Raw genomic sequence first — 23,409 nt, forward strand, 5'->3', positions numbered from 1 at the left:
TGTCCTGGAGTCGCTGTCGGGGCGGGAAGGAGTCATTGGAGATCAGTGGTCCCGTGGCAGTCGCGGTAAGGGGCGTTCGAGCCGCACCAGCACGGGGCGTTGCGGGCCGGGGGCCAGGAGGTGGCGCGGCCTCGGGCTGCCAGGGTGGTGGCGTACTGGGGGAGGAGGTCCGGGTCGGCGGGGGACGCTGACTCCGATGCGGCGAACGCCTCGTACGAGGGGACCGTGCCCCGCACGACGCCCAGGTTCCGCGTGCCGGTCGAGGACAGGTCGCGCAGCGCCGACTCGATCGCGCTCAAGTGTGCCTCGTGGGTCGGGTAGTCCGTCGTCAGCGACGGGTACGCCGTGACGAGTTCGCGCAGTTCCTCCTCCGGCCAGTGCAGCATCGCCACGGGGAACGGGCGCGACAGCGCCGTGCGGTACGTGCCCAGTTCGGCGCGCAGGCGGGCGATCTCGGCCCGGAGTTCCACCGGGTTGTCCGAGCCCAGCGCCCACAGCCGCTTCGGGTCGTGCAGCTCGTCCAGGGCGATGGGACCGGCGTTCACCGTGTCCGCCGTCGCGTCCCACTCGTCGTGCGGCAGACCCAGCATGCGGCGTACGCGGTGGCGGCCGGTGAGCAGCGAGTGGGTCGTGTACGGGATCTCCTCCGACGGGTCGATGAGGAGGTTCAGCGCGGTCGTGAACGCGTCGTGGGCCGCGTGCAGTTCGTCGTGGGACTCCAGGGCCTCCGCGATGATCTCCCACGGCGCCGCCTCGCGCGGGGCCGCGGCGCGGATGCCGTCGATGATCGCGCGGGCCTCGGCCTCGTGGCCGTACTCCCAAAGGTTGGCGGCCTTGAGGGCCTTAACCAGCGGCGGGTTGTCCGGAGTCCTCGCCAGGAGGTGGTCGTACAGGGTGGCCGCGCGGGCGCGGTCGCCGGCCAGCTCCAGGTGGGCCGCGGCCTGGAGGTACAGCGGCTCCTGGTCCTCGGGGTACTGGGCCGCGGTACGCAGCAGGCGCTCGGCTTCGGCGGTGTGATCGGCGTGATCGGCAGACGTGTCGGGGCGCATGGTCCACACCGTACTGCTGTACGGGGTGCGGGCGAGAGTGTCCGGTACCGCACGGGCCGAGAAGCGGTCGGTTCTCGACGGGAGCAGGATGCGGCGTGCTCCGTCGTGGCGCGCGTCGGCGGAGGCGGGTGGGGCGCGGGCGACGTGCGGGGGAGGCGTTCGTACGGCGGTCGGCCCTCGGCGGCGGTTTCCTCTCGACCGCTGCCGGAGGAGTGCGGCCGGACGGGGGGCCGTGCGGGAGATGGCGTACGTGGCTCCGGCGCGGGGGCGGCGGTACGGGTCTGGCGACTTGGCGGGGCAGCCCCTATCGTGCGCGCCGTGCGGCAGCGGCGGTGGGAGCGGCGGCGGATTCCGGTGATGGTGCAGGGCGCCTCCCGGGGGCGCGCGGTGGTGGTGCGGGGCGCCTCCCCGGCGCGCACGGTGGCCGCCCGCGGGCTGTGGGCGGGGGCGGAGGCCGCGGTGACGTTCGGTGTCGTCGTGCTGCTCCTCGTCGTACATCAGCTGTGGTGGACCAACCGGCAGGCCCGCGACGGCGCCGAGCGGAAGGTGCGGGCACTGGAGAGGGAGTGGGCGGGGGGTGGGGGAGGAGCCGGCGGCGAGGTGGGCGTCGCAGCGTCGCACGAGGCGCCAGAAGGGGCACGGGCCGGCGGTGAGGTGGGCGGCCGGCCCGGTGGGGGCGGTTCCGGCAGGCCCTCGCCGTCCGTCACCGGCCGTACGCCGCCGCCTCCCCGGTGGGACCAGGCGTACGCCGTCCTCCGCATTCCGCGCCTGGGCGTCACCGCGCCCGTCGCGGAGGGTGTGAGCAAGAGCGGCGTACTCGACAAGGGGTACGTCGGCCACTATCCGCGGAGCGCGCAGCCCGGTCGGCCCGGGAACTTCGCGGTCGCGGGGCACCGCAACACCCATGGCGAACCGTTCCGCCACATCAACCGGCTGCGCCCCGGGGACGAGCTGCGGGTCGAGACCCGGGAGGCGGTCTTCACGTACGTCGTCGACAAGGGGCTCGCGCAGACCTCCCCGCGCGACGGCGGGGTGATCGCGAAGGTGCCGAGGAGCAATGTGCGGACGGACGTGGGGTACCGGGAACCCGGTTACTACCTGACGCTGACCACCTGCACGCCCGAGTACACCTCCACCTACCGGCTGGTGGTGTGGGGGAAGCTGCGGTCGATGCGGCCGCGCTGAGGGGGGGTGGGGGCCGGGGCGGTCGGGGAGCGGCGCGACCCGGTGTGGGAAGGAGCGCGGGAATTGTGGCGCTCGTGGGGAACTCAAGGGCCGCGTTGTGCGTCAGTCATATCGGGCCGTGCGGCCGGGTGGCCGCTTGGTTTCGTCTGCTGGTTCTGTCTGCCGCGGTACGTCGATGCGCCGCGGTCCGAGGTGTGGTGCTCGCCCTCGCCCTCGCCGAGTTGGGGCGAAGGAGCTGGCGGAGAGTGTTGTCAGTGCCGGGCGCTAGCGTCGTGTACGAGTCGGTGAGAGGAGGGGGACCATGATCAGGTGTTCGGCGCGGTTGTTGCGCACGGTCGGCCTTGCCCTCTTCCTGCTGACGGAAGTCCTCCTCATCGACAACGGCAGCTTCTCCGCCGCCGTCGCGCTCGCCGCCACCGCGGCGGCCGGCTCGGCCCTCACCGCGTGCGCGCTGCTTTCCGCGCGCTCCGTTCCCGCCGTGCCGCCGACGCGGGTGCGCACGGCGATACGGGACCGGGAGATACGCACCGCCTTCCTGCCCCAGCGAGACCCCGATGCTCGCGGGCGGACCAGGCCGCGTGCGCCGGGGCGCCGTCTCTCGACGACCACCGCGTAGGGGCTCACGCCGCTCGACCAGGAGCGTGCCACGCAGCGTATGCCGCGCGGCTCGCCCTGCTTGACGCGTCCGGTACCGGCGGGGCAAGCGGCGTGACGGGCGCCACGCACGCGACGGGCGATGTGCCAGTGAGCAGTCGGCGTTCCGCCTGGGGCGGCGTTGTGCGCAGCGGCATCGCCGGTTTCGCGCACACGACCGGCCTTGTACGGGCACTGGGCGTCGCGCGCACGACCGGCGTTGTGTGCGCGGTCGGGGGCCACGCACGCGACCGGCGGACTTCGCGCAGTCGCGTAGGTACTCGCCCGGCCGCCCGGCCGGCCGACGGCCGCCCGCCTGCCCGCTCGTGCAGCCGTCTGCCCCGCCTCGCGTGGGTCGTCATGCCGATCTGTTTTCTCTCCCGGCACGACGAGACCCTCGGAGGGCTCACCATGTCCGTATTCGCCAACCTGGTCGCACGCCTCGCGGAACTGCTCGAACCGTTCTTCCACGCCTCCGCCGCGGCCGCCGCGATCGTTGTGTTCACCGCGTGCGTACGACTCGCCATCCATCCCCTGTCACGGGCCACAGCCCGGGGCCAGCAAGCCCGTACCAGGCTCGCGCCGCAGATAGCCGAGCTGCGCAAGAAGCACGGCAAGAACCCGGAACGCCTCCAGAAGGCGATCTTGGAGCTGCACGCGACGGAGAAGGTCTCGCCGCTGTCGGGCTGCCTGCCCAGCCTGTTCCAGTTGCCGGCGTTCTTCCTGATGTACCACCTCTTCTCCAGCACACAGATCGGAGGCGAACCCAACCAGCTCCTCGGCCACACCCTCTTCGCGAGTCCGCTCGGCGACCGCTGGACCGACGCGCTGGCGGACGGCGGGGCCTTCGGAGCGCAGGGACTGCTGTACGTGGCGCTGTTCGCGATCGTGGCGGTGGTGGCCACGTTCACGTACCGGCGCACCAAGCAGCAGATGGCGGCGTCTCCCGGTATGCCGGTCGCGGGGCCGGACGGGGTGGAGCTGCCGGGGGCCGGAGCGATGGGCGCGATGGCCAAGGTGATGCCGCTGATGTCCTTCGCGACGCTGATCACGGTGGCTGTGGTGCCGCTGGCCGCCGCGCTGTACGTGGTGACGAGCACGACGTGGAGCGCGGTCGAGCGGGCGTGGCTGTACCGGGATATTCCGGTCGGCGGGAGCGCCGTGGCTACCGCTCGGTAAGGGTCCAGTCCGTGAACGGGGTCTTGCGGACTGCACCCGCAACTTGGAGGATCAGCCAATCCTCCGATGGCCGCACCCATCGGCCGGGGCCGAAAGCGACTCTCGACCAGAGGAGACTGACCATGAAGCTGCTGCGGGTGGGAACGGCGGGTGCCGAACGTCCGGCGCTGCTCGACCAGGACGGGACGCTGCGGGATCTGTCCGGTCTCGTCACCGACATCGACGGCGGCCTGCTCGCCGACGAGGCGGCACTGGCCAGGGTGCGCGAGGCGGCGGCGGGTGGCGAGCTGCCGGTGATCGACGACGCGGCGGGGACGCTGCGGATCGGGCCGCCGCTCGGCCGTATCGGCAAGATCGTGTGTATCGGCCTGAACTACCACGACCACGCGGCCGAGACGGGGGCGCCGATCCCGCCGGAGCCGATCATCTTCTTCAAGGCTCCTGACACGGTCGTCGGCCCCGACGACACGGTTCTCGTGCCGCGCGGCAGCACGAAGACCGACTGGGAGGTCGAGCTGGCCGTCGTCATCGGCCGTACCGCGCGCTACCTCGACTCGGCCGGGGACGGCCTCGCGCATGTCGCGGGCTACGCGGTCGCGCACGACGTGTCGGAGCGCGAGTGGCAGATCGAGCGCGGCGGCACCTGGGACAAGGGCAAGAACTGCGAGACGTTCAACCCGCTGGGCCCGTGGCTCGTGACGGCGGACGAGATACCGGACCCGCAGGCGCTGGGCCTGAAGCTGTGGGTGAACGGCGAACTGAAGCAGAACGGGACGACCGCCGACCAGATCTTCGCGGTGGGCGAGGTGGTCCGGTACGTCAGCCAGTTCATGACGCTCTACCCCGGTGACGTGATCAACACGGGCACGCCGGCGGGTGTGGCCATGGGCCAGGCGGAGCCCAAGCCGTACCTGAGGTCCGGGGATGTCGTGGAACTCGAGGTGGAGGGCCTGGGCCGCCAGCGCCAGGAGCTGAAGGACGCGTAGGCACGGGAAGAGGAGGGCGCGTAGGCACGGGAGAAGGCAGGGTGGTCCCGAGAGCCGCCACCCGCCGCCGAGCGCCCCCGGCCCGAGCCGGTGCTCAGCTCCACCGCTTCGTCGTCGTCCACGCCGACTCGAGTGGGGCTCGCCGTACCACCCCGTCCCCGGCCCGAGCTGAGGTTCCAGAACCCCGGCTCAGGGCGGGCAGCTCGTGGCGGGGGACCGTCGAGGGGCGTGACGGCGGACTGCCGAGGGGCGGTGACGGCGGTCTGTCGCCGGGCGGTGGCGGCCGGGCGGTGGCGGTGGGGCTAGGACACGAACCGCTCCAGCGCCTCGACCACCATCGCGTGGTCGTCCGCCTGCGGGAGGCCGGAGACCGTGACCGTGCCGATCACGCCCGCGCCCTCCACCGCGATCGGGAACGATCCGCCGTGGGCCGCGTACACGTCCGGATCCAGGCGTGACGCGTCCTCGAACGTCGTGCCCTTGGCGCGAAAGCGCGTGCCGACGCGGTACGAGCTCTCCGCGTACCGCTCCACGACCCGGCGCTTGCGGTCGATCCACGCGTCGTTGTCCGCGCTCGACCCGGGCAGCGCGCAGTGGAAGAGCTGCTGCGCCCCGCGCCGGATGTCGATCGCAACGGGCGCCCCGCGCTCCTTGGCGAGGCCCACGAGGAGGCCGCCGAGGACCCACGCGTCCTCGTGGGTGAAACGGGGGAGCACCAGCCGCTTCTCCTGAGCGGCCAGTTCGGCGAGGAGTTCGGCGTGCGATCCGGCGGGCACGGGCGCGGGCGGGGTGGGGGAGGAGGGGGCCGGGCCGGTCGGCGTCATCGCCGTACCTCCACCGTCACGCCGTCGCGGGCCGAGCGCCGCGCCGCCTCCAATACGTCGAGTGCCGCCGCCGCCTGCGCGGCGGTGACCGGCGGAGCCGTGCCCGCGCGTACGGCCGAGGCGACGGCCGCGTAGTACGCCGGGTAGTCGCCCGGCAGCGTCGGGACCGGGCTGCCGCCGCCCGTCGCCGGGGACTCGCCCGGCAGCGTCGGGACCGGGCTGCCGCCGCCCGTCGCCGGGGACTCGCCCGCGCCGAGGCGGCCCCACGCCGACTCCGGCTCCTCGCCCCAGGTCTCGTCGGCCGTGGGCCGCCTGCCCTCGCGCAGCGCGCCCTCCTGCGGGTCCAGTCCGTACTTCACGTAGCCCGCCTTCGAGCCGAGTACGCGAAAGCGCGGGCCGAGCTGGGCGGTGGTGGCGCTGACGTACAGGTGGGAGCGGACGCCGTTCTCGTGCGTGATCGCGATGAACGTGTCGTCGTCGGCCTCCGCGCCCGGGCGGCGCACGTCGGACTCGGCGTACACCCGGACCGCCGGGCCGAAGAGCACCAGCGCCTGGTCGACGACGTGGCTGCCCAGGTCGTACAGCAGCCCGCCGATCTCCGCCGGGTCGCCCGACTCGCGCCAGCCGCCCTTGATCTGCGGACGCCACCGCTCGAAGCGCGACTCGAAGCGTTGTACGTCGCCCAGCTCACCGGAGGCGATCAGCTGCTGGAGGGTGAGGAAGTCGTTGTCCCAGCGGCGGTTCTGGAATACGGACAGCAGCAGGCCGCGCTCCTGCGCGAGCGCCGCGAGGGCGTGCGCCTCGGCGGCGGTGCCGGCCACCGGCTTGTCGACGACGACCGGCAGCCCCGCCTCGAGGGCGGCTGTGGCGAGCGGGACGTGGGTCTTGTTCGGGGACGCGACGACGATCAGATCGAGTGCGTCCGCGCGCGCCCACAGCTCGTCGGACGAGGCCGCGACCCGGACGCCGGGGTGCTCGGCGCGGGCCTGGTCCTGCCGCTCCGGGTTCGAGGTGACGACCGTGTCGAGGACGAGGTCCCCGGTCGCGGCGATGAGCGGGGCGTGGAAGACGGAGCCCGCGAGGCCGTAGCCCACGAGTCCGACGCGCAGGGGGGCGCGGGTGTCGGTGCCAGTCATGACTCCACTTAAACAACGCTGTTGCCAAAGTGCAAGCGCAGTGGACAATGGGTCCGTGAACAGGAGCTATACGGGCGCTAATCTGCCGACGCTGCGCAGCCACAACGCCGCGCTGGTCCTCGACCTGCTGCGCACGGCCGGCGAGGCCGGCATCAGCCGCCTGGAGCTCGCCGACGGCACGGGCCTCACGCCGCAGGCCGTCAGCAAGATCACCGCCCGGCTGCGGGCGGAGGGCCTGGTGGCCGAGGCCGGTCGCCGCCCGTCGACGGGCGGCAAGCCGCGGACGGTGCTGCGGCTGGTCCCCGACGCCGGGTACGCGGTCGGGCTGCACCTGGACCGCGACGAGCTGACCGGGGTCCTGGTGGATCTGGCGGGCACGACGGTCGCCGTGCGGAGATCGCCGCTCGATCTGGGGGCGGACGCGGACGTGGTGCTGGAGGCGGCGACCCGCGAGGTCGCCGCGCTCACCCCTCCCCGCGCGGGGCAGGTGCTGCTCGGGGTCGGGGTCGCCGCGCCCGGGCCGCTCGACCACGGGCGTGGGGTGCTGCACCGGGTCACCGGGTTTCCGCAGTGGGACGGGTTCGCGCTGCGGGACGTGCTGAGCGAGCGGTTCGGCCTGCCCGTGGTGGTGGACAAGGACACGAACGCCGCCGCGCTCGGGCTCGCCCTGCGCGCCCGCCCCGGCGGCGGGTCCTTCGCGTACCTCCACCTCGGTACGGGGCTGGGGTGCGGGCTCGTGCTCGGCGGGGCGCTCTACCGCGGGGCGCGCACCGGCGCGGGCGAGTTCGGTCACCAGACCCTCCAACTGGACGGGCCGCCCTGCTCCTGCGGCGGTCGCGGCTGCGTCGAGGCGCTGTGCCTGGCCGCCGTCGCCCGCGGTGACGTCACGGAGGCCGCGCGGGTCCTGGGGGCCGGGGCCGCCAACCTCGTCGGGCTGCTCGACATCGACCGGGTGCTGCTCGGTGGCCGCGTCGTCGCCGCGCACGAGGACGTGTTCGTACGGGGCGTGGCGGCGGTACTGGCCGCGCTCGCCCGGCGTGAGGGCAGCGGGCCCGCCGTACCGGTGGCCGTCGCGGGGGGCGGCGGGCGCGCCGTCGCCGACGGGGCGGCGCAGCTCCTGCTCGCGCCGGTCTTCGGGCACGCGGACGTCGCGTTCCCCGGCGCGGCGAGCGGGTCCGGCGGCGCCGGTGGAGGGGACGGCGGTGGGCCGTTGGAGGGATTCCCCGGAGGCATATGAACGTACCGGGGCGTGGCGTACGAGGGACCGTCGCGCGGGGGTGGCAGGGTCGCGGGCGATGACCGGGTGACCCGACCTGCAAAGGCTCCTCATGCGATTGCGCAGTGCCCTCGCCCTCGGAGTCGCGGCTGCCGCCCTCGCCGCACCGGCGGCTGCCGCCGCCCCGCCGGACGCGCACGCCGCCGCCCCGCCGACCGCGCGCGCGGTCGTAGGCGCCGCGTCCGCCGCCCTCGCCGACACGCGACGGGCGGCGGGCGCGAACCCTCTCCGCGCCGACCAACCGCTGGTGAAGAACGCCGGGTTCCCCCGTGCCGCTCTGCCGGTCCGACGGGCGGAGTACGCCGAGTTCCTGCGCGTCGACGACGAACCCGCCGAGTACGCCGAGCACCTCCGGGTCACCCCGGACCTGCGGCTCAGCTGCGGCGACCCCGCCTCCCCCGAGTTCCCGATCACCACCCGCCTGCGCGGCGGCCCCGACACCTACCGGGCGGGCGGGGCGGCCGGCACATGGTCGCTGGAGCTCACCAACACCACGCGCAGCAGCTGCCGCAACATCCACCCGGTCGTCGTCCTCATGGACGGAGACCGCGAACTCGCCTCCGAGCAGGTCGATTTGCAGTTCCAGGACGACGACGGGCGGTGGATGGACGTACCTTTCGAAACCACCGACGAGGACGAGCACATCGGCGTCTTCGACGGCGGCTTCCCCGGCTTCACCGTCGCCCCCGACCGCACCGTCACCGTCAAGGTGCGGCTCGCCTTCGACGCAGGCACCGCCCCCGCCCGCGCCGTCCTCAACGCCGCCGTCGTGCAGCGGCAGCCCGCCGACGGCGAGTGGGTCGGCGCGTCGAACGACTACCGCTTCGCCGTCGTGAGCCGGGACCCGGGCCGCGAGGCTGAGGCGGAAACCGAACCGGAACCCGAACCGGAACCCGACCCCGGCCGCTCCCGCGAGCCCGGCCGCGTCCCCGAATCCGACGCCACGCCCGGCCCCCGCACCGGCGACGACGGAACGCCGAGCGTCCGCGAGCACCCCCACTCCCTCGCCATGACGGGCCGCGGCCCCGGGCCGCTCCTCGCCCTCGGCACCACCGCCGGAGCACTGCTCCTCGCGGGCGTGGCGCTGACGGCCGGAGTCCGGCGCCGGTACGGGCGCCCCGCGCCGCACAGCAGCCGCACGCGAAGCCGCTCATGACGGCGTCGCACCCATGACGGCGGCGCTCGTGAGGCGGTCGCACCCAGTGGTGCGGCGGCCCCGGTGAGCGCCCATGGCTGACCACACGCCCGCCGGCGCCGGGCACGGCCGCACCGTCGTCCCCCGTGTGCGGATGACCGCCCGCCGCCGCGACGAGGCGCACCGGGCCGCGACCCCGCTGGAGCTGTTCTTCGACCTCTGTTTCGTCGTGGCCGTCGCGCAGGCCGGAGCGCGGCTGGTGCACGCGGTGGCCGAGGGGGACCCCGGGCACGGAGTCACGGGCTACTGCGTCGTCTTCTTCGCCATCTTCTGAGCGTGGGTCAACTTCACCTGGTTCGCCTCGGCGTACGACTGCGACGACGTCCCGTACCCGCTCGCCACGCTGGTGCAGAACGCGGGCGTACTCGTACTCGCCGCCGGAGTGCCCCGCGCCTTCGACGACGCCGACTTCGCGGTGGCCGTCGTCGGCTACCTGATCATGCGGGTGGCGCTCACCCTCCAGTGGCTGCGGGCCGCGCACGGCGAGACGGGGGCGGCGCGCGTGGCCGCGCTGCGCTTCGCCGCCGGACTCGTCGTGGTGCAGGTGGGCTGGGTGGGGCTGCTGTGGCTGCCCGACAGCGCGAGGACCTGGGGGTTCCTGGTCCTGGTGGTGGCCGAACTCGCCGTGCCGGTCTACGCCGAGAGCCGCCACGAGACGAGCTGGCATCCGCACCACACCGCGGAACGCTACGGCCTGTTCACCATCATCGTGCTCGGCGAGACCATCGCCGCCGCCACCGTGGCCGTGCAGTCGGCCCTGGACGAGTCGGCGGCGCTCGACGAGCTGCTGCCGATCGCCGCGGGCGGACTGGTCATCGTCTTCGCCGCGTTCCGGATCTACTTCGCGGTGCCGATCCACGCGCACCTGCGCTCCGACCGGCAGGCGTTCGTCAGGGGCTACGGCCACTACCTGATCTTCGGCTCTGCCGCGGCGATCGGCGCGGGCATCGAGGTGGCGGTCGAGCAGGTCACCCACCACGCCCACATCTCCACGCTCGCGGCCTCGCTCGCCGTCACGTTGCCCACCGCCCTGTTCATGGTCACGGTGTGGCTGGTGCACGCCCGCCACTTCAAGCGCGGCGCGGCCGAGAACCTGGTCCTTCCGGCGGGCGCGCTGCTGGTCCTGCCCGCGAGCTTCGCCGGGCACTGGGCCGTCCCGCTGACCGGCCTGGTCGCGGCCTGCACCGTGGCCGCGGGGACGTACCTCGTCGTCCGGGAGGCGGCGACGACCGGTACCCGGTGATCGGCGGGGCCGGGATCGCGGCAGCCTGATTAGGCTGGGGGCGCCCGGACGGCGTGGTCCGGGCGCCCCCAGCGTTTTTTTGCGTACGGCAGGAGTCCGGCACATGGCAGAGCGCAAGCCGATCGAATCATGGCTCACCGACATGGACGGCGTCCTCATCCACGAGGGCACGCCCATTCCGGGCGCCGATGCCTTCATCAAGCGGCTCCGCGAGTCGGGCAGGCCCTTCCTGGTCCTGACGAACAACTCGATCTACACCGCCCGCGACCTGCACGCCCGGCTCTTCCGCATGGGCCTGGACGTGCCGGTCGAGAACATCTGGACCTCGGCGCTCGCCACCGCCCGGTTCCTCGACGACCAGCGGCCCGGCGGCACGGCGTACGTCATCGGCGAGGCGGGCCTGACCACCGCGCTGCACGACATCGGTTACGTCCTGACCGACCACGATCCCGACTACGTGGTCCTGGGCGAGACGCGCACGTACAGCTTCGAGGCGCTCACCAAGGCCATCCGGCTCATCAACGCCGGCGCCCGCTTCATCTGCACCAACCCCGACGAGACCGGCCCGAGCCGGGAGGGGCCGCTGCCCGCCACCGGCGCCGTCGCCGCGCTGATCACCAAGGCGACCGGCAAGGAGCCGTACTTCGCCGGCAAGCCCAACCCGCTGATGATGCGGACCGGGCTCAACGCGATCGGCGCGCACTCCGAGACCAGCGCGATGATCGGTGACCGGATGGACACCGACGTGCTCGCCGGCCTGGAGGCGGGCATGGAGACGTTCCTGGTGCTGACCGGTCTGACCGGCCCCGCCGACGTCGACCGCTACCCGTTCCGGCCCTCGACGATCGTCGACTCGATCGCGGACCTCGTCGACCGCGTCTGACGGCCGTCACCCGTTCCGCAGGTGGCTCCAGGGGCCCGTACGGCCCAAGGCCGGGCCTCTGGAGATGCGGAAACGGCCCGTACCGGTGAATCTTCCTAGTACCAGGAGGTTCACTATGCGTTCGATACAACTTGCTCTGTGTGCCGGCGTGGCGGCTGCGGCGGTCATGGCGCCCGCGGCCGCCGCACACGCCGCCCCCGCCGGCGACGACGCCGAGGGGCGGGTCCACGTCACCCCGTCCACCATCGCTCCGGGCGGAGAGGTGGATCTGCGGGTCGACGTGTGCCGGGGCAGACACGCCACCGGTACGTCCGACGCCTTCGCCTCGCCCGCCCACTTCAGCCCCGCGGCGGACCGGGGCGACCTGTTCGCCGAGGCCCGCGTCCGGTCGGACGCCGAGGCCGGCGACTACGACATCTGGGTCCGGTGCAAGGACGGCGGCCGGGCCACCGGCACCGTCACGGTGGTGCACCACCACAACCCGACGCACCACCCGACCCACCACGCGACCCCCATCGCACCCGTCCACGCGGGCGGCGGCGGCACGGCCGAGGTGGCCGCTGCCGAGGAGGGCGGCCCGGGTACGCCGCACACCGTGATCGGCCTCGTGCTCGCGGGCGTCGCCGCGGTGGCCGTGGCATACCGGTCCGTACGCCGTCGTCGTACGGACTCGGACTGACATGTCCGCCGAGGACCGCCCGGCCGGGGGCGGCGGACGGCTGCTGACGGGTGTCGCGTGGGCCGTGCTGCTGCTCGGGCTGTGGCTGTGGGGCCGGGGCGTGACCGACGGGCCCGGCGGCAGCTCGGCGCCCACCACCGGAGACGTGGCCGCGGTCGGCCGCCCGCTGGGAGCACCGCTGCCTCCCGCGCACGCCCCCGTCGGGGGCGCGGCGCCGAAGAGCCTGGCGGTGCCCTCCATCGGCGTCTCCGCCCCGATCGTGCCCCGAGGGCTCGACGCGTCGGGCGCCGTCGATCCGCCGCCGTACCACCAGCCGACGCAGGTCGGCTGGTACGAGGGCGGAACGCTGCCCGGCGCCGCGGGGGTCGCCCTGTTCGTCGGCCATGTCGACACCGAGAGCAAACCGGCCGTCTTCTACGGTCTGAGCGCCGCCCGCCCGGGCGAGAAGGTCCGGGTCGCGGGGGCCGGCGGCCAAAGCCTGGAGTTCACCGTCGACGACATCCAGGTCTTCACCCGCGAACGCTTCGACCCGCAGAAGGTGTACGGCCCCCGCCGGAGCGACCGGGCGGAACTGCGCCTGATCACCTGCGGGGGCACATACGACAAGAAGGCCCGCACCTACACGGCCAACGTCGTGGTGTCGGCCTACCTCACCGGTACGGGCAAGGGCTGACCGGCCGCCGTTACGCCGCCACCGGCGCGGCCGCCGGAGCCGTGCGTCCGGCGGCCCGCAGGCCCAGCGCCCCGAAGACCCCGGCGAACACGGCCCACAGCACCGCGTGCGAGGCCAGCGACAGCATCCGGAAGTCCCACAGCAGCGTCGCCGCCACCGGGACCTCGTCCGGGTTGCCCGGCAGCGCGAAGAGCACCGCGAGCGTGGCGACCGCCGTGACGGCCACCGCGACCTGGCGCACCGGCAGCGACCGGTCGGCGAGGCGTACGTACACCTGCCACGCCAGCACCATGCCGAGGACGCCGATGACGACGGCGGCCAGCCACAGGGACTGGCGGTCCTGGACGGTGCCGGAGTCGCCGACGCCCGGCGGGTTGGCCGGGTACCGCAACCCCGGCAGCAGCGAGACCGCCACGAAGGCGGCGGCGCCGAAGGTCAGGGCGCGCGGCCACGGCCGCTCGCCGAGACCCGTCCGGCGGTGCACCAGGGCGTACGCGAGGGCGAACAGGACGCCCAGCGCGAGCCCCGCGACGACCGCCGTGACGACGAGCCCGAGGTGCTGGGTGGAACGGGAGAACAGTTCTTCGTGGTGCTGCACGGCCGTGGCGGCCGCGTCGTGCGTGTGCTCCCCGGCGGACCGTGCCTCCTCCAGGCGGATCGCACGGTCCATCAGGGGCTCGGCCAGCAGGAGCGAGAAGAGACCGGCGGCTAGACCGGCCGCCCCGCCCGCCGCGAGCCCGCGGCCGAGCAGGGGCAGTAGAGGGGTCGACATGGTGCTTGCGGCCCCGATCAGTGGCAGGGGGCACCGAAGAGGTGCCGGCCGTCGTGCGAGAACTCGTGCAGGTAGTCGCCGGTCGCGGAGACGACCGTGCCGTTGTCCATGAAGACCGCGTAGAGCGCGACCAGGGCGATGATCGCGGCGGCGGCCATGATCAGCCAGTCACGGGTGGTGGTCGTGGCGGACTCGACCGCCGCGGTGTCGGTGTGCTGCGCCGTGTGCAGTGACATACCGGTGTGCCTCCTTCTGGGGTTTCCACGCCCCAAATCAGGAGGACGACGGGTCAGTTCCTGACTTCCGTACGGGCAGGCCTTCGGCTCTCGTACGGTCACAGTGGCGGGACCGTCCCGGGCTCTCACCGGGTTCCTGTCCACCGTCGCCTCGATGTGTGTGGAGTTGTCCTCACGGAGAGTCCCAGCCCGGCTGAGCACTGTCAACAGGCCGGTGCCCGCACGCCCCCGGCCCCCGGCCCGTGTGTCAGGATGGTTTCGACCGGATGTGTCCGGGGAGGGGCCGGGGGGCCTTCAGGAAATCTTCAGCGCGTCTTGGGCGCAGCCAAGGGGGAGTGGATGTACGGCAGTTACACCGGCCGTAGGCGCAAGGGTGTCCGGGTGGCCGCGGTGGGGGCCGTGGGGGCCGCGCTGCTCCTGGCGGGCTGTTCCTCCTCCGGGGGTGACGGCGAGGACGGCACGAGCCTGCCGCCGCTGAAGCAGCAGCCGAAGGGCAGCGACCCGTACTGGGTCAATCCGGAAGGAAACGCCGCGAAGCAGGTGGCGGCGTACACCGAGGACGGTGACGACGAGAAGGCCCGTCTCATCCGGAAGATCGCCGAGCAGCCGACCGCCGAGTGGATCGGCCCGGACAACGCGGAGGCGCAGGCGAGGGGATACACCGAGGCGGCCGAGAAGGCCGACCGCGACGCCCTGCTCGTCCTCTACAACATCCCGCACCGCGACTGCGGCCAGTTCTCGAAGGGCGGCGCCGCCGACGGCAACGCCTACCGCACCTGGGTCGACCAGGTGGCGAAGGGCGTCGGGGACCGCCCGGCCACCGTCGTCCTGGAGCCGGACGCGGTGCTGCACCTGGTCGACGGCTGCACGCCCGACGAGTTCCACGAGGAGCGGTACGACCTCCTCAAGGGCGCCATCAAGCGCCTCAAGCAGCAGCCGAAGGTGAAGGTGTACCTGGACGCGGGCAACGCGGGCTGGAAGTCCCCCGACGCGCTGTTCGAGCCGCTCCAGTGGGCGGGCATCGCGGACGCGGACGGCTTCTCGGTGAACGTCTCCAACTTCCAGACCACCGGGGTCAGCAAGGAATTCGGCAAGAAGCTGTCGGCGAAGGTGGGCGACAAGCCCTTCGTCATCGACACCAGCCGCAACGGCAACGGCCCGTACACCGGGGGCGACCCCGCGGAGAGCTGGTGCAACCCGCCGGGCCGCGCGCTCGGTGAGAAGCCGACCACCAAGACCGGTGACGAACTGGTCGACGCGTTCCTGTGGATCAAGCGCCCCGGCGAGTCGGACGGCGACTGCAAGGGCGGCCCGAAGGCCGGCGAGTGGTACGAGGAGTACGCGCTCGAACTGGCCCGCAACGCGAAGTAGCCGCGCGGGAACGCGAAGGGAGGGCCGCCCCGCGGGGCGGCCCTCCCTTTTCCGTACCTCCGTGCCGGGAGGCCCGGTGTGCCCGCGGGCCCTGACGAGTCAGGGACCCCAGGGGCCGTACGGGCCTAGGGGACCTCGATCCAGGTGCCCTCGGACGGCGTGCCCTGATCGTCCGTCACGAACAGCATGTAGTAACCGGACGGCACGAGCGCCCGGTTCTCCGGCACCGTGACCGAGATGCCGCCCTTCGTCTTCTTCATCTCCAGCGCGACCGTGCGCTGGTCGACGTCGGTGACGTGGGTGACGGCGCTCGGCCGCATCAGCTTCGCGTCCTTGATGGAGGCGGCGTGCGCCGACGTGAAGGTCGCGGTGCCGCCCCGCTCGATCTTCTTCGGTCCGCCCGTGAGCTTCGGCCGCGCGTCGCGGAAGAGGTACGGCGGCGTGTAGATCTCGATGCGCTGCTCGAAGACGCCGGGCCGGGTGTTGGCCTTGTCGGAGTACAGCGAGTCGGACCCGAAGATCATGACGCGCCCGTCGGGGAGCAGCAGCGACCCCGAGTGGTAGTTGCGGCCCACGGCCGGGTCGGCCACCCGGCGGTACCTGCCGGTCTCGGCGTCGTACAGCCGCGCCTGGAGGATGTCCGAGCCGCCGCGCCCGCGGTAGTCGTTGGAGCCGCCGGTGATCAGGACGGTGTCGTCCGGCATCAGGGACGCGCTGGGGTAGCGGGTGCCCTGGTCGAGCGAGTCGCCGTCCCGGAAGCGCGGGTTCGCCTCCTTGAGGTCGACGAGCCGTGACTTCTCGCTGGACTTCTCGGACTCGCCGACGCCGCCGCCGCCGATGACCATGTATTTCTCGTCCTGAGCGGGAGGCAGCCGCACGGTCGCGGAGGTCTCCATCATGTCCGGGTCGCTCAGGCCGGGGATCTTCTTGAACTTGTTGGTCTTCAGGTCCCAGACGCCCGGCTCGCGGCCCTCGTCGGCGGGTCCGTACCCGGCGTTGGAGCCCGAGTAGAAGAGCTTGCCGTCGTTCATCAGGAAGATCGCGGGGTACGTCGGGAACTTCCTGATGACCCCGGTGTACTTCCACTTCTTCGTGGCGGGGTCGTAGATCTCGTCCTTGCCGGGGACGATCTGGCCGATCTCGTCCAGGCCGGACAGGGACAGGACCTTGCCGTCCTCCAGCGTGGTGAGCGTCGGATACCAGCGGGCCTCGTTCATCGGGTCGACGGTGATGTACTTCTCCGCCACCGGGTCGAACTCGTAGGCCTCCTTGATGCCCTGGAAGTCCTTCTTGTCGAGGGCCAGCTTCTGCGCGATGCCGTAGACGTTCTTGGCGTCGGTGCCCGTCAGGCCGTGGACCCGGTAGTTGTCCTCGGTGCCGGACTCGTACTTCTTGCCCGACGCCTTGGCCTCGACGTAGATGCGGCCGAGCCCGGCCTCCGTGCGCAGGAAGCGGCCGGTCTGCTTGTCGAAGATCTTCTTCGCCTTCTCCACGAGGACCGGGTCCTTGGAGACGTACGTCTTGCCGTTCTTCTTGCCGGTGAAGATCGTGCCCGCGGGCAGCGTCTTCGGGGCGTCCGGGTCCTCGTTGTGCACGATCATCAGGCCGCCGGCCTTGGTGACGTCGCCCTCGAGCTTCTCGTACCGCTTGGTGCCGCCCGCCACCAGCAGTTTCCCGTCGGGCAGCTGGGTGTGCCCGGCGCAGAACATGTCCTTGGGCGTCGGGATCTTCTTGTACGTGTCGGTCTCGGGGTCCCAGAGCACCGACTCGAACTTCTTGGCGTCGAAGTTCTTCTGGTTGTTGCCCGACCCGGCGATCAGCAGCACCTTCCCGGTGTGCAGCAGGGCCGCGTGGATCGTGTTGATCCGGAACTCCGACGGCACGTCGAGGAAGTCCCAATGGCCGTTGGCGGCCTTGTACTCGGGCCGGTTGATCTTGTAGTCGTGGTACTGCTCCGAACCGAAACGGTAGAGCGCGGGCCCGTTCATCCCCGCCAGAGCGAGCACCACCACACCCGTTATCGCCAGGCGGCGGGTGCGGCGGCTCGGACGGTACTTCATTTCTTACGTCCCCCAAGGGCGATCTGCATGGTCTGGTCGGAATCGGCCCACGTGGGCTTCTGCTGCGGCAGGTGAGCCTCGGGCGGGGGACCGGCAGGCGGCTCGGACTGGTTCGGCGGCGCCCCGTGCCTGCCGCGCCCCTTCCGCTTCTTCTTCTCGTCGCGGACGGTCCAGCGCCAGGCGAAGATCGGCGCCGCCGTGATCGTCAGGGCGAGCGTGGCCCAGGTGATCATCGCGGGGTGGTCGTGGCCGAGGAAGAAGGAGGAGACGAGGGACCCGCCGAAGACCAGGATGAAGAACAGGTGGATACGGAAGGTGCCGAAGAGCGTGTCGGGGCTGGAGGAGTCGCCCTTCGGCGTCACCACGAAGCCGGACTTGCGGCGCAGCACGGCGTCCATCAGCGAGCGCGCGTAGATCGGCGCGGAGAGCGCGGACATCACCATGCCGGCCAGGCCGCCGGAGCCCTCGGGCTCGTGCGGCGAGACGTTGTGGCGGCGGTTCCAGATGTAGAGGCCGATCTGGAGCGCGGAGGCGTTGCCGTACAGCATCATCCAGATCGCCGGGTCGATCTGGACGCCCGAGGCGCCCATGCCCAGGAACAGGGCACAGCTGAGTGCCGCGAGGATCCAGTTCAGGGCGGACATCGGGTAGAAGATGATCATCATCGTGTAGTTGAAGAGCTTGCCCGCGGGCAGCGAGCCGTAGCCCCTCCAGTACTGCTTGAGGATCGTCTCGTACGTACCGCGCGACCAGCGCAGCTGCTGCGTGAAGAAGTCCGTCCACGCGGTCGGGCCCTCGCCGACGGCCAGCACGTCGGGCGTGTAGACCGAGCGCCACTTCCGGCCGGTGGCCGGGTTCTTGGCGCGGTGGATCTCGAAGCCCGTCGCCATGTCCTCGGTGATCGAGTCGTACAGGCCGCCGATCTGCTTGAGCGCGCTGATGCGTACGGCGTTGGACGTGCCGACGAACATCGGGGCGCCGTAGCGGTTGCCCGCGCGCTGGATCAGGGCGTGGAACAGGAACTGCTGCGACTCGGCGGCCTTGGTGACGAAGGTGTCGTAGTTGCCGTAGACCTGCGGGCCGATGACGAACCCGATGTCGGGGTCGCGGAAGTAGCCGAGCATCCGCTCCAGGTAGTTCGGCAGCGGCACGTGGTCGGTGTCGACGGACGCGAAGAAGTCGTAGGCGTCGCCGTGCGCGTCGAGCCAGGCGTTGTAGTTGCCGTGCTTGGTCTTGGCGCGGTGCGGGCCCTTGGCCTGGTTCCACTTCGCGACGCCCTTGCGGGAGAAGTGGTGCACGCCGAGGCGCTCGCAGACCTCCTTGACCGCCGGGTCGTCGCCCTCGTCGAGGAGCCAGACGTGCATCAGGCCGCGGTGGCGGATCCTGACCGCCGCCTCCAGCGTCTTCGTCACCATCTCCAGCGGCTCCTTGCCGGGCACGAAGGAGGTGAGGAAGGCGACGCGGGTGCCGGTCTCGGGCACGACGGGGACGGGGTCCCGGGCGACCAGGGTCGCGTGCGCGTTCGACAGGACGTTCATCGTGCGGAAGAGCTCGATCAGGCCGATCGAGACCAGCATGACGATGTCGAGGATCAGCAGCGTGTCGTTCTTGAGGTTGGGATCGCGCTCGGTCCAGTGCCCGGGCTGCATCAGCCAGACGAACAGGCCGAGGGACACCAGCGGCGCGGCGCACAGCAGCAGGGCGGCGCGAACGCGGTGCGGCTCCTGGGAGAGCAGCGAGCGGTACTGCACGGTGTACGGCTTGGCCGGGTCGGGCTGGGTCAGCGGTCCGGCGAGCCGGCTGTAGTGCTCGTAGTCGTACCGCGGCAGCGGCTTCTTCTGCCGTATGCGCGACCCGCCGGTCCGCAGCTGCGGGGGCACCCGGAGCTGCGCCGTCCGGGAAGGGTCGTTGTTGTGCCGGGCGCCGGTCGGCGTCGACGTCATGAGTCATCCCCCCGCACGCATGCTGGCTGCGTGTGTTCGTCGGTCTCTTCGCCCGGTGCCGGTCCCCCTCGACCATGCCGGACGCACAGGTGGCCTGCTGTCATCCCTTCAGACATGGGACGACAACCTTCCGGTTGCATGATGCCCGTCCCGGAATCCGTTCATGAACCGGGCCCCCGCCCCCTGCGTTCCGTCAGCCCCCCGGCTGCCGGCCCCGCCCCCCAACTCGCCGGAGCCCCGCGCCCCGTGGGCGCCGCAGACTCCAGGACAGGGTCTACGACCCCCGCCTTGATCGCAAGGGCGATACAAGGTGTTTACCGGTCATACGAGGGCTTTGGGGGCCGTCTGTGATCGCCTTGCGACATGGGTTCGACGCGAGGGCGACACGCCCGGAGTGTCCGTAAATCACCGAAGCCCCCTCACGCTCGGTGAGGGGGCTTCGACGCCATGTGCGCCGCCAGGGACTCGAACCCCGGACCCGCTGATTAAGAGTCAGCTGCTCTAACCAACTGAGCTAGCGGCGCCTGTCTGACCCGGAGAACTTTACCCGACCGTCGCGGGTGCTCGGAACCGGCCACGCCGCGTACTGTCCATTTGATTATCATTTGGACCGTCAACATGCGTTATGTCCGGACAGTTGAAACACTGTCACCCGTGCAGATCCGCCAGAAAAACCCACGGGAGGGGAACCGCATGACGATGCCGGTTTTCGAGGAGTACGAACCCGCGGCCGACTGCGGCTGCCCCGGCTGCGCCCAGGAACGCCGGGCCGCCGCCCTCGGCCTGACGGTCGCGGCCGGTGGCCACCCGGCCGCCCACGGGGCCCGCCGCGCGCTGGTGCTCGCCACCGCCGCGGGCGTGGTGCTCGGCGGCGGCGCGGGCGGCGCGGCGAGCGCCGTCGCCCCCGGACACGCGCCGGCCCACACGGGAGCCGACCACGACCCGGCGACTCCGCAGGGCGGCCCGGGCCCGCTGCACGGCGGCCGGCCCGGCCAGGCGACCCCGACCGCGCACGCGACCACGACCACCACGCGACCGGCCCTGCGGTTCACGACCAGGGCGGAGATCATCGAACGCGCCAAGCGCTGGCTGGACGCCAGGGTGCCGTACAGCATGGAGCGGTACTGGGGCGACGGGTACCGGCAGGACTGCTCGGGCTACGTCTCGATGGCCTGGAACCTCGACGGCAACGAGTGGACGGGGAGCCTCGCCCAGTACGGCACGCTCACCGCCAAGGAGCAGCTGGAGCCCGGCGACATCCTGCTCTTCCACAACCCGGCCGATCCGAACAAGGGATCGCACGTCACGATCTTCGGCGGCTGGACCGACTCCTCCCTGACCCACTACATCGCGTACGAGCAGACCCGCCCGCACACCCGCAGGCTGGCCACCCCGTATGCCTACTGGAACAACTCCTCGCGCTACGTCGGCTACCGCTACAACGGGCTCAGCGGCGGGGCCGCCGGCGGCGGGGCCACCGCGACGGCCTATCCGGGCGCGAAGTTCTTCGGGCCGGGCGCCAACAACCGGTACGTCACCCGGCTCGGCAAGATGCTCGTCGCCCGCGGCGGCAAGCGGTTCTACAGCCAGGGCCCCGGGCCGGGCTGGGGCGAGGCGGACCGGGGCGCCACCGAGGCGTTCCAGCGCGCGCAGGGCTGGCGCGGCGCGGAGGCGGACGGTCTGCCGGGCCCGCACACCTGGCGGCTGCTCGTCCAGAACCTGGGCAAGGACATCCCGCCGGCGGACGGGCCCGGCCAGGGCGACGGAGGCGGCGGCACCGGCACCGGCCCGGCGGTCGGCGCCACGGCGTTCCCCGGCCGCCAGTTCTTCAGGCCCGGCCGGTCGAACGAGTACGTCGAGAAGCTCGGCAGGCAACTGGTGAAGAAGGGATACGGCAAGCACTACACCTCGGGACCCGGCCCGCGCTGGACCGAGGCGGACCGGCGCAACGTCGAGGCGTTCCAGCGCGCCCAGGGCTGGCGCGGTGCGGCGGCCGACGGATACCCGGGCCCGCAGACCTGGCGGCGGCTCTTCGGATGACGGCATGACGGAGGAACGATGAGCACCACGACTTCAGAGACCTCGGAGCCGGACGGCTCCGGCGCGGCGGCCGCTCCCGGGCGTCCGGGCGCCGACACCGCGTCGAGGGCCCCGGTCATCAGGAACGAGTCCACCGTCGAGATCCCGGTGCACCTGCTGTTCCGCGACGACAGCGGTCCGGCCGGGCTCACCCTGCCGCCGGGCGCGTCGGTGATCAGCCGCCGCAGGGGCACCGGCGAACAGCCGCGCGTTGCGGGCGCCGCCCGGCCGGGCCCCGGCGCGCCCGCGTCCGCCCGCACGCGGGCCCCCCGGCCCGCCGCGCCCCCCGACCCGGGGCTCGTCGAGCGGCCCGGGCCCGCGCTGCCCGGCTGGTGCGGGGTCGCGGTGGGGACGGGGGCGCTCGGGGCGGGCGCGGCGCTGGTGTGGTGGACGGGGGCGGTGCCGCCGCCGGCCGCCGTACTGCTGGGGCTGCCCGTCCGTCCGTACGACGGGATCGCGCTCGGGTCCTGGGCGGTGCTGGCCGCCCTGGTGACGGTCGTGCTGTTCGCGTTCGGCGGTCTGGCCCGGGGGCGGGTCGGGCACGCCTGGGTGCTCTCGCTGTTCGGCGACTACCGGGGGACCGTGCGCCGCAGCGGCCTGGTGTGGGTGAGCCCGCTGCTGTTGCGCCGCCGGGTCGACGTACGGCTGCGGCACTGGCGCAGCGAGCCGATGGAGGCCGTGGACGCGCACGGGGTCGCGCTGCGGGTCGTTGTGCTCGTGGTGTGGCGGATCAAGGACACGGCGCGGGCGGTGCTCGCCGTCGAGGACCACGTCCAGTACCTGCGCGAGCAGGTGGAGGCGGCGATGGCGCGGGTGCTGTCCCAGCTGCCGGCCGACGCCTTCCACGACAGCGCGCCGACCCTGCGCGACGCGGAGGCGGTCGGCGGCAGGCTGACCGGGATGCTGGCGGCGGAGGCGGCGCCGGTCGGCATCGATGTCTTCTCGGCGCAGCCGACGCGGATCGAGTACGCCCCCGAGGTCGCGGCGGCGATGCGGCGCAGGCGGGTCGCGGCGCTCGACGCGCAGCACCGCGACAGCGTGCTGACGTCGGTGGTGGACGCGGTGGACGACACGGTGACGCGGCTGACCTCGCGCGGGCTGGTCGAACTGGACGACTACGAGCGCAAGGCGCTCGTGAAGGATCTGACGGTCGCCTTCTACACGGGGCGTGGGGAGGGTCTGTGAACGCCCCCGCGATTGGTCTGGACATGTTCATGACGCGTTAATACATTGGAACTTGGTCTAGACCGCAAGACGCGCGCGCAGCACAGCTCACAGAACTGCCCCCACGTTCAGGAGCAAGCATGCGAATAAAGACAGGTGCGGCCGTGGTCGGCCTCGCGATGGCCGGGGTGTCCTTCCTCGCCACCGGCAGCGCGAGCAGCCACGGCTACACCGACGCCCCCATCAGCCGTCAGAAACTCTGTGCCAACGGCACGGTGACCGGCTGCGGCAACATCCAATGGGAACCGCAGAGCGTCGAAGGGCCGAAGGGATTCCCCGCCTCCGGTCCGGCGGACGGCAGGATCTGCTCCGGCGGCAACAGCCAGTTCGCCCAGCTCGACGACCCGCGCGGAGGCGCCTGGCCCGCCACCAGGCTCACTCCGGGCCAGGGCTACGGCTTCCGCTGGCAGTTCACCGCCCGGCACGCCACCAGCGACTTCCGCTACTACATCACCAAGAACGGCTGGGACTCCAGCAGGCCGCTCACCCGCGCGGCCCTGGAATCGCAGCCCTTCATGACGGTCCCGTACGGCGGTCAGCAGCCGCCCTCCACCCTGACCCACCAGGGCACGGTCCCCACCCAGAAGACCGGGCGGCACATCATTCTGGCGGTCTGGAACGTGGCGGACACGACGAACGCCTTCTACGCCTGCTCCGACGTCCAGTTCTGACGCCGGACAGCTCACTCCCGGGGCCGAGGAGCCCCGCCGGGGGGGGGGGGGGGGGGGAGGGGAAAAGCTGTGTCCTGACGCCCCTCTGGGAATTCAACGCCCCCTCTGGAAG

Annotated in this window: 20 protein-coding genes, 1 tRNA gene, 1 pseudogene and 1 riboswitch; of the genes and pseudogenes, 14 read left to right on the forward strand and 8 right to left on the reverse strand. The window is 72.3% G+C overall.

Annotated elements, in window-relative coordinates; genetic code table 11:
• Positions 1-32: 32 nt before the first annotated feature.
• Complete coding sequence (locus tag AC07FK_RS31375) at positions 33-1,049, reverse strand: SEC-C metal-binding domain-containing protein (protein ID WP_479108314.1); 1,017 nt, start codon at positions 1,047-1,049, stop codon at positions 33-35.
• A 357-nt stretch (positions 1,050-1,406) separates the two neighbouring features.
• On the opposite strand from AC07FK_RS31375, the gene AC07FK_RS31380 reads away from it, so the two are divergent.
• The 4 genes from AC07FK_RS31380 to AC07FK_RS31395 all read left to right on the forward strand — a co-directional run bounded on the left by AC07FK_RS31380 (position 1,407) and on the right by AC07FK_RS31395 (position 5,032).
• Positions 1,407-2,234, forward strand: a complete 828-nt coding sequence (locus AC07FK_RS31380) for a class E sortase (protein WP_479108346.1) — start codon at positions 1,407-1,409, stop codon at positions 2,232-2,234.
• A 301-nt stretch (positions 2,235-2,535) separates the two neighbouring features.
• Positions 2,536-2,850: a DUF6412 domain-containing protein gene (locus tag AC07FK_RS31385; protein WP_479108315.1), complete on the forward strand. Its 315-nt coding sequence runs from the start codon at positions 2,536-2,538 to the stop codon at positions 2,848-2,850.
• 428 nt (positions 2,851-3,278) lie between these two features.
• The gene (locus tag AC07FK_RS31390) at positions 3,279-4,046 is read left to right on the forward strand and encodes a YidC/Oxa1 family membrane protein insertase (protein ID WP_479108347.1); all 768 of its coding nucleotides are present in this window, start codon (positions 3,279-3,281) and stop codon (positions 4,044-4,046) included.
• Between the two features lie 122 nt (positions 4,047-4,168).
• Entirely contained in the window at positions 4,169-5,032 is an 864-nt protein-coding gene (locus AC07FK_RS31395; protein WP_479108316.1) for a fumarylacetoacetate hydrolase family protein, read from the forward strand.
• A 302-nt stretch (positions 5,033-5,334) separates the two neighbouring features.
• Here AC07FK_RS31395 and AC07FK_RS31400 read toward each other — a convergent pair whose 3' ends face one another.
• Both AC07FK_RS31400 and AC07FK_RS31405 read right to left on the reverse strand, forming a co-directional pair.
• Positions 5,335-5,856, reverse strand: coding sequence for a heme-degrading domain-containing protein (locus tag AC07FK_RS31400; RefSeq protein ID WP_479108317.1), 522 nt, complete (start codon positions 5,854-5,856; stop codon positions 5,335-5,337).
• Complete coding sequence (locus tag AC07FK_RS31405; protein WP_479108318.1) at positions 5,853-6,992, reverse strand: Gfo/Idh/MocA family oxidoreductase; 1,140 nt, start codon at positions 6,990-6,992, stop codon at positions 5,853-5,855. Before AC07FK_RS31405 ends, AC07FK_RS31400 begins: the two co-directional genes overlap by 4 nt.
• Between AC07FK_RS31405 and AC07FK_RS31410 the strand changes: the two genes are divergently transcribed.
• From AC07FK_RS31410 to AC07FK_RS31435, 6 genes and pseudogenes are all read left to right on the forward strand, one after another.
• Positions 6,991-8,229 (forward strand): ROK family transcriptional regulator, encoded by a 1,239-nt coding sequence (locus AC07FK_RS31410; RefSeq protein ID WP_479108319.1) that lies wholly within the window; start codon positions 6,991-6,993, stop codon positions 8,227-8,229. The two genes, AC07FK_RS31405 and AC07FK_RS31410, sit on opposite strands and share 2 nt — an antisense overlap.
• Before the next feature lie 91 nt (positions 8,230-8,320).
• On the forward strand, positions 8,321-9,424 hold the full coding sequence (locus AC07FK_RS31415) for a hypothetical protein (protein ID WP_479108320.1): 1,104 nt from the start codon (positions 8,321-8,323) through the stop codon (positions 9,422-9,424).
• 73 nt (positions 9,425-9,497) lie between these two features.
• Positions 9,498-10,706 (forward strand): annotated as a pseudogene (locus AC07FK_RS31420) (low temperature requirement protein A).
• 103 nt (positions 10,707-10,809) lie between these two features.
• Entirely contained in the window at positions 10,810-11,589 is a 780-nt protein-coding gene (locus AC07FK_RS31425) for an HAD-IIA family hydrolase (RefSeq protein WP_479108322.1), read from the forward strand.
• A 115-nt stretch (positions 11,590-11,704) separates the two neighbouring features.
• Positions 11,705-12,268, forward strand: a complete 564-nt coding sequence (locus AC07FK_RS31430) for a hypothetical protein (RefSeq protein WP_479108323.1) — start codon at positions 11,705-11,707, stop codon at positions 12,266-12,268.
• Between the two features lies 1 nt (position 12,269).
• A complete protein-coding gene (locus AC07FK_RS31435; protein ID WP_479108324.1) occupies positions 12,270-12,941 on the forward strand; it encodes a class F sortase in 672 nt (223 codons plus the stop codon).
• Positions 12,942-12,951: 10 nt separating this feature from the next.
• Here AC07FK_RS31435 and AC07FK_RS31440 read toward each other — a convergent pair whose 3' ends face one another.
• Together AC07FK_RS31440 and AC07FK_RS31445 are read right to left on the reverse strand one after the other, a co-directional pair.
• Complete coding sequence (locus tag AC07FK_RS31440; RefSeq protein WP_479108325.1) at positions 12,952-13,713, reverse strand: CbtA family protein; 762 nt, start codon at positions 13,711-13,713, stop codon at positions 12,952-12,954.
• A gap of 17 nt (positions 13,714-13,730) precedes the next feature.
• Positions 13,731-13,949, reverse strand: coding sequence for a CbtB domain-containing protein (locus tag AC07FK_RS31445; RefSeq protein WP_479108326.1), 219 nt, complete (start codon positions 13,947-13,949; stop codon positions 13,731-13,733).
• A gap of 34 nt (positions 13,950-13,983) precedes the next feature.
• Positions 13,984-14,153, reverse strand: a riboswitch (cobalamin riboswitch).
• A 135-nt stretch (positions 14,154-14,288) separates the two neighbouring features.
• Between AC07FK_RS31445 and AC07FK_RS31450 the strand changes: the two genes are divergently transcribed.
• Positions 14,289-15,320 carry a glycoside hydrolase family 6 protein gene (locus AC07FK_RS31450; protein WP_479108327.1) on the forward strand — a complete coding sequence of 344 codons (1,032 nt, stop codon included), beginning with the start codon at positions 14,289-14,291 and terminating at the stop codon, positions 15,318-15,320.
• 125 nt (positions 15,321-15,445) lie between these two features.
• Here AC07FK_RS31450 and glxA read toward each other — a convergent pair whose 3' ends face one another.
• The 3 genes from glxA to AC07FK_RS31465 all read right to left on the reverse strand — a co-directional run bounded on the left by glxA (position 15,446) and on the right by AC07FK_RS31465 (position 19,847).
• Positions 15,446-17,380: a radical copper oxidase GlxA gene (gene glxA, locus AC07FK_RS31455; protein WP_479108328.1), complete on the reverse strand. Its 1,935-nt coding sequence runs from the start codon at positions 17,378-17,380 to the stop codon at positions 15,446-15,448.
• Positions 17,377-19,323 (reverse strand): glycosyltransferase family 2 protein, encoded by a 1,947-nt coding sequence (locus AC07FK_RS31460; RefSeq protein WP_479108329.1) that lies wholly within the window; start codon positions 19,321-19,323, stop codon positions 17,377-17,379. The genes glxA and AC07FK_RS31460 overlap by 4 nt, the downstream gene beginning before the upstream one ends.
• 450 nt (positions 19,324-19,773) lie before the next feature.
• Positions 19,774-19,847: transfer RNA gene (locus tag AC07FK_RS31465), tRNA-Lys, on the reverse strand.
• A gap of 169 nt (positions 19,848-20,016) precedes the next feature.
• Between AC07FK_RS31465 and AC07FK_RS31470 the strand changes: the two genes are divergently transcribed.
• From AC07FK_RS31470 to AC07FK_RS31480, 3 genes are all read left to right on the forward strand, one after another.
• Positions 20,017-21,363 carry a peptidoglycan-binding protein gene (locus tag AC07FK_RS31470; RefSeq protein ID WP_479108330.1) on the forward strand — a complete coding sequence of 449 codons (1,347 nt, stop codon included), beginning with the start codon at positions 20,017-20,019 and terminating at the stop codon, positions 21,361-21,363.
• A gap of 18 nt (positions 21,364-21,381) precedes the next feature.
• Positions 21,382-22,587 carry an SPFH domain-containing protein gene (locus AC07FK_RS31475; protein ID WP_479108331.1) on the forward strand — a complete coding sequence of 402 codons (1,206 nt, stop codon included), beginning with the start codon at positions 21,382-21,384 and terminating at the stop codon, positions 22,585-22,587.
• 119 nt (positions 22,588-22,706) lie between these two features.
• Entirely contained in the window at positions 22,707-23,297 is a 591-nt protein-coding gene (locus tag AC07FK_RS31480; RefSeq protein ID WP_479108332.1) for a lytic polysaccharide monooxygenase auxiliary activity family 9 protein, read from the forward strand.
• The last annotated feature ends 112 nt before the right edge of the window (positions 23,298-23,409 follow it).

The sequence above is a fragment of the Streptomyces sp. NPDC046122 genome (assembly GCF_056429965.1).

Excerpts from the sequence above, each read along its gene's own strand:
- AC07FK_RS31375 (WP_479108314.1), bottom strand. The coding sequence starts at position 1,049 with ATGCGCCCCGACACGTCTGCCGATCACGCCGATCACACCGCCGAAGCC.
- AC07FK_RS31380 (WP_479108346.1), top strand. The coding sequence starts at position 1,407 with ATGGTGCAGGGCGCCTCCCGGGGGCGCGCGGTGGTGGTGCGGGGCGCC.
- AC07FK_RS31385 (WP_479108315.1), top strand. The coding sequence starts at position 2,536 with ATGATCAGGTGTTCGGCGCGGTTGTTGCGCACGGTCGGCCTTGCCCTC.
- AC07FK_RS31390 (WP_479108347.1), top strand. The coding sequence starts at position 3,279 with ATGTCCGTATTCGCCAACCTGGTCGCACGCCTCGCGGAACTGCTCGAA.
- AC07FK_RS31395 (WP_479108316.1), top strand. The coding sequence starts at position 4,169 with ATGAAGCTGCTGCGGGTGGGAACGGCGGGTGCCGAACGTCCGGCGCTG.
- AC07FK_RS31400 (WP_479108317.1), bottom strand. The coding sequence starts at position 5,856 with ATGACGCCGACCGGCCCGGCCCCCTCCTCCCCCACCCCGCCCGCGCCC.
- AC07FK_RS31410 (WP_479108319.1), top strand. The coding sequence starts at position 6,991 with ATGACTCCACTTAAACAACGCTGTTGCCAAAGTGCAAGCGCAGTGGAC.
- AC07FK_RS31405 (WP_479108318.1), bottom strand. The coding sequence starts at position 6,992 with ATGACTGGCACCGACACCCGCGCCCCCCTGCGCGTCGGACTCGTGGGC.
- AC07FK_RS31415 (WP_479108320.1), top strand. The coding sequence starts at position 8,321 with ATGCGATTGCGCAGTGCCCTCGCCCTCGGAGTCGCGGCTGCCGCCCTC.
- AC07FK_RS31425 (WP_479108322.1), top strand. The coding sequence starts at position 10,810 with ATGGCAGAGCGCAAGCCGATCGAATCATGGCTCACCGACATGGACGGC.
- AC07FK_RS31430 (WP_479108323.1), top strand. The coding sequence starts at position 11,705 with ATGCGTTCGATACAACTTGCTCTGTGTGCCGGCGTGGCGGCTGCGGCG.
- AC07FK_RS31435 (WP_479108324.1), top strand. The coding sequence starts at position 12,270 with ATGTCCGCCGAGGACCGCCCGGCCGGGGGCGGCGGACGGCTGCTGACG.
- AC07FK_RS31440 (WP_479108325.1), bottom strand. The coding sequence starts at position 13,713 with ATGTCGACCCCTCTACTGCCCCTGCTCGGCCGCGGGCTCGCGGCGGGC.
- AC07FK_RS31445 (WP_479108326.1), bottom strand. The coding sequence starts at position 13,949 with ATGTCACTGCACACGGCGCAGCACACCGACACCGCGGCGGTCGAGTCC.
- AC07FK_RS31450 (WP_479108327.1), top strand. The coding sequence starts at position 14,289 with ATGTACGGCAGTTACACCGGCCGTAGGCGCAAGGGTGTCCGGGTGGCC.
- glxA (WP_479108328.1), bottom strand. The coding sequence starts at position 17,380 with ATGAAGTACCGTCCGAGCCGCCGCACCCGCCGCCTGGCGATAACGGGT.
- AC07FK_RS31460 (WP_479108329.1), bottom strand. The coding sequence starts at position 19,323 with ATGACGTCGACGCCGACCGGCGCCCGGCACAACAACGACCCTTCCCGG.
- AC07FK_RS31470 (WP_479108330.1), top strand. The coding sequence starts at position 20,017 with ATGACGATGCCGGTTTTCGAGGAGTACGAACCCGCGGCCGACTGCGGC.
- AC07FK_RS31475 (WP_479108331.1), top strand. The coding sequence starts at position 21,382 with ATGAGCACCACGACTTCAGAGACCTCGGAGCCGGACGGCTCCGGCGCG.
- AC07FK_RS31480 (WP_479108332.1), top strand. The coding sequence starts at position 22,707 with ATGCGAATAAAGACAGGTGCGGCCGTGGTCGGCCTCGCGATGGCCGGG.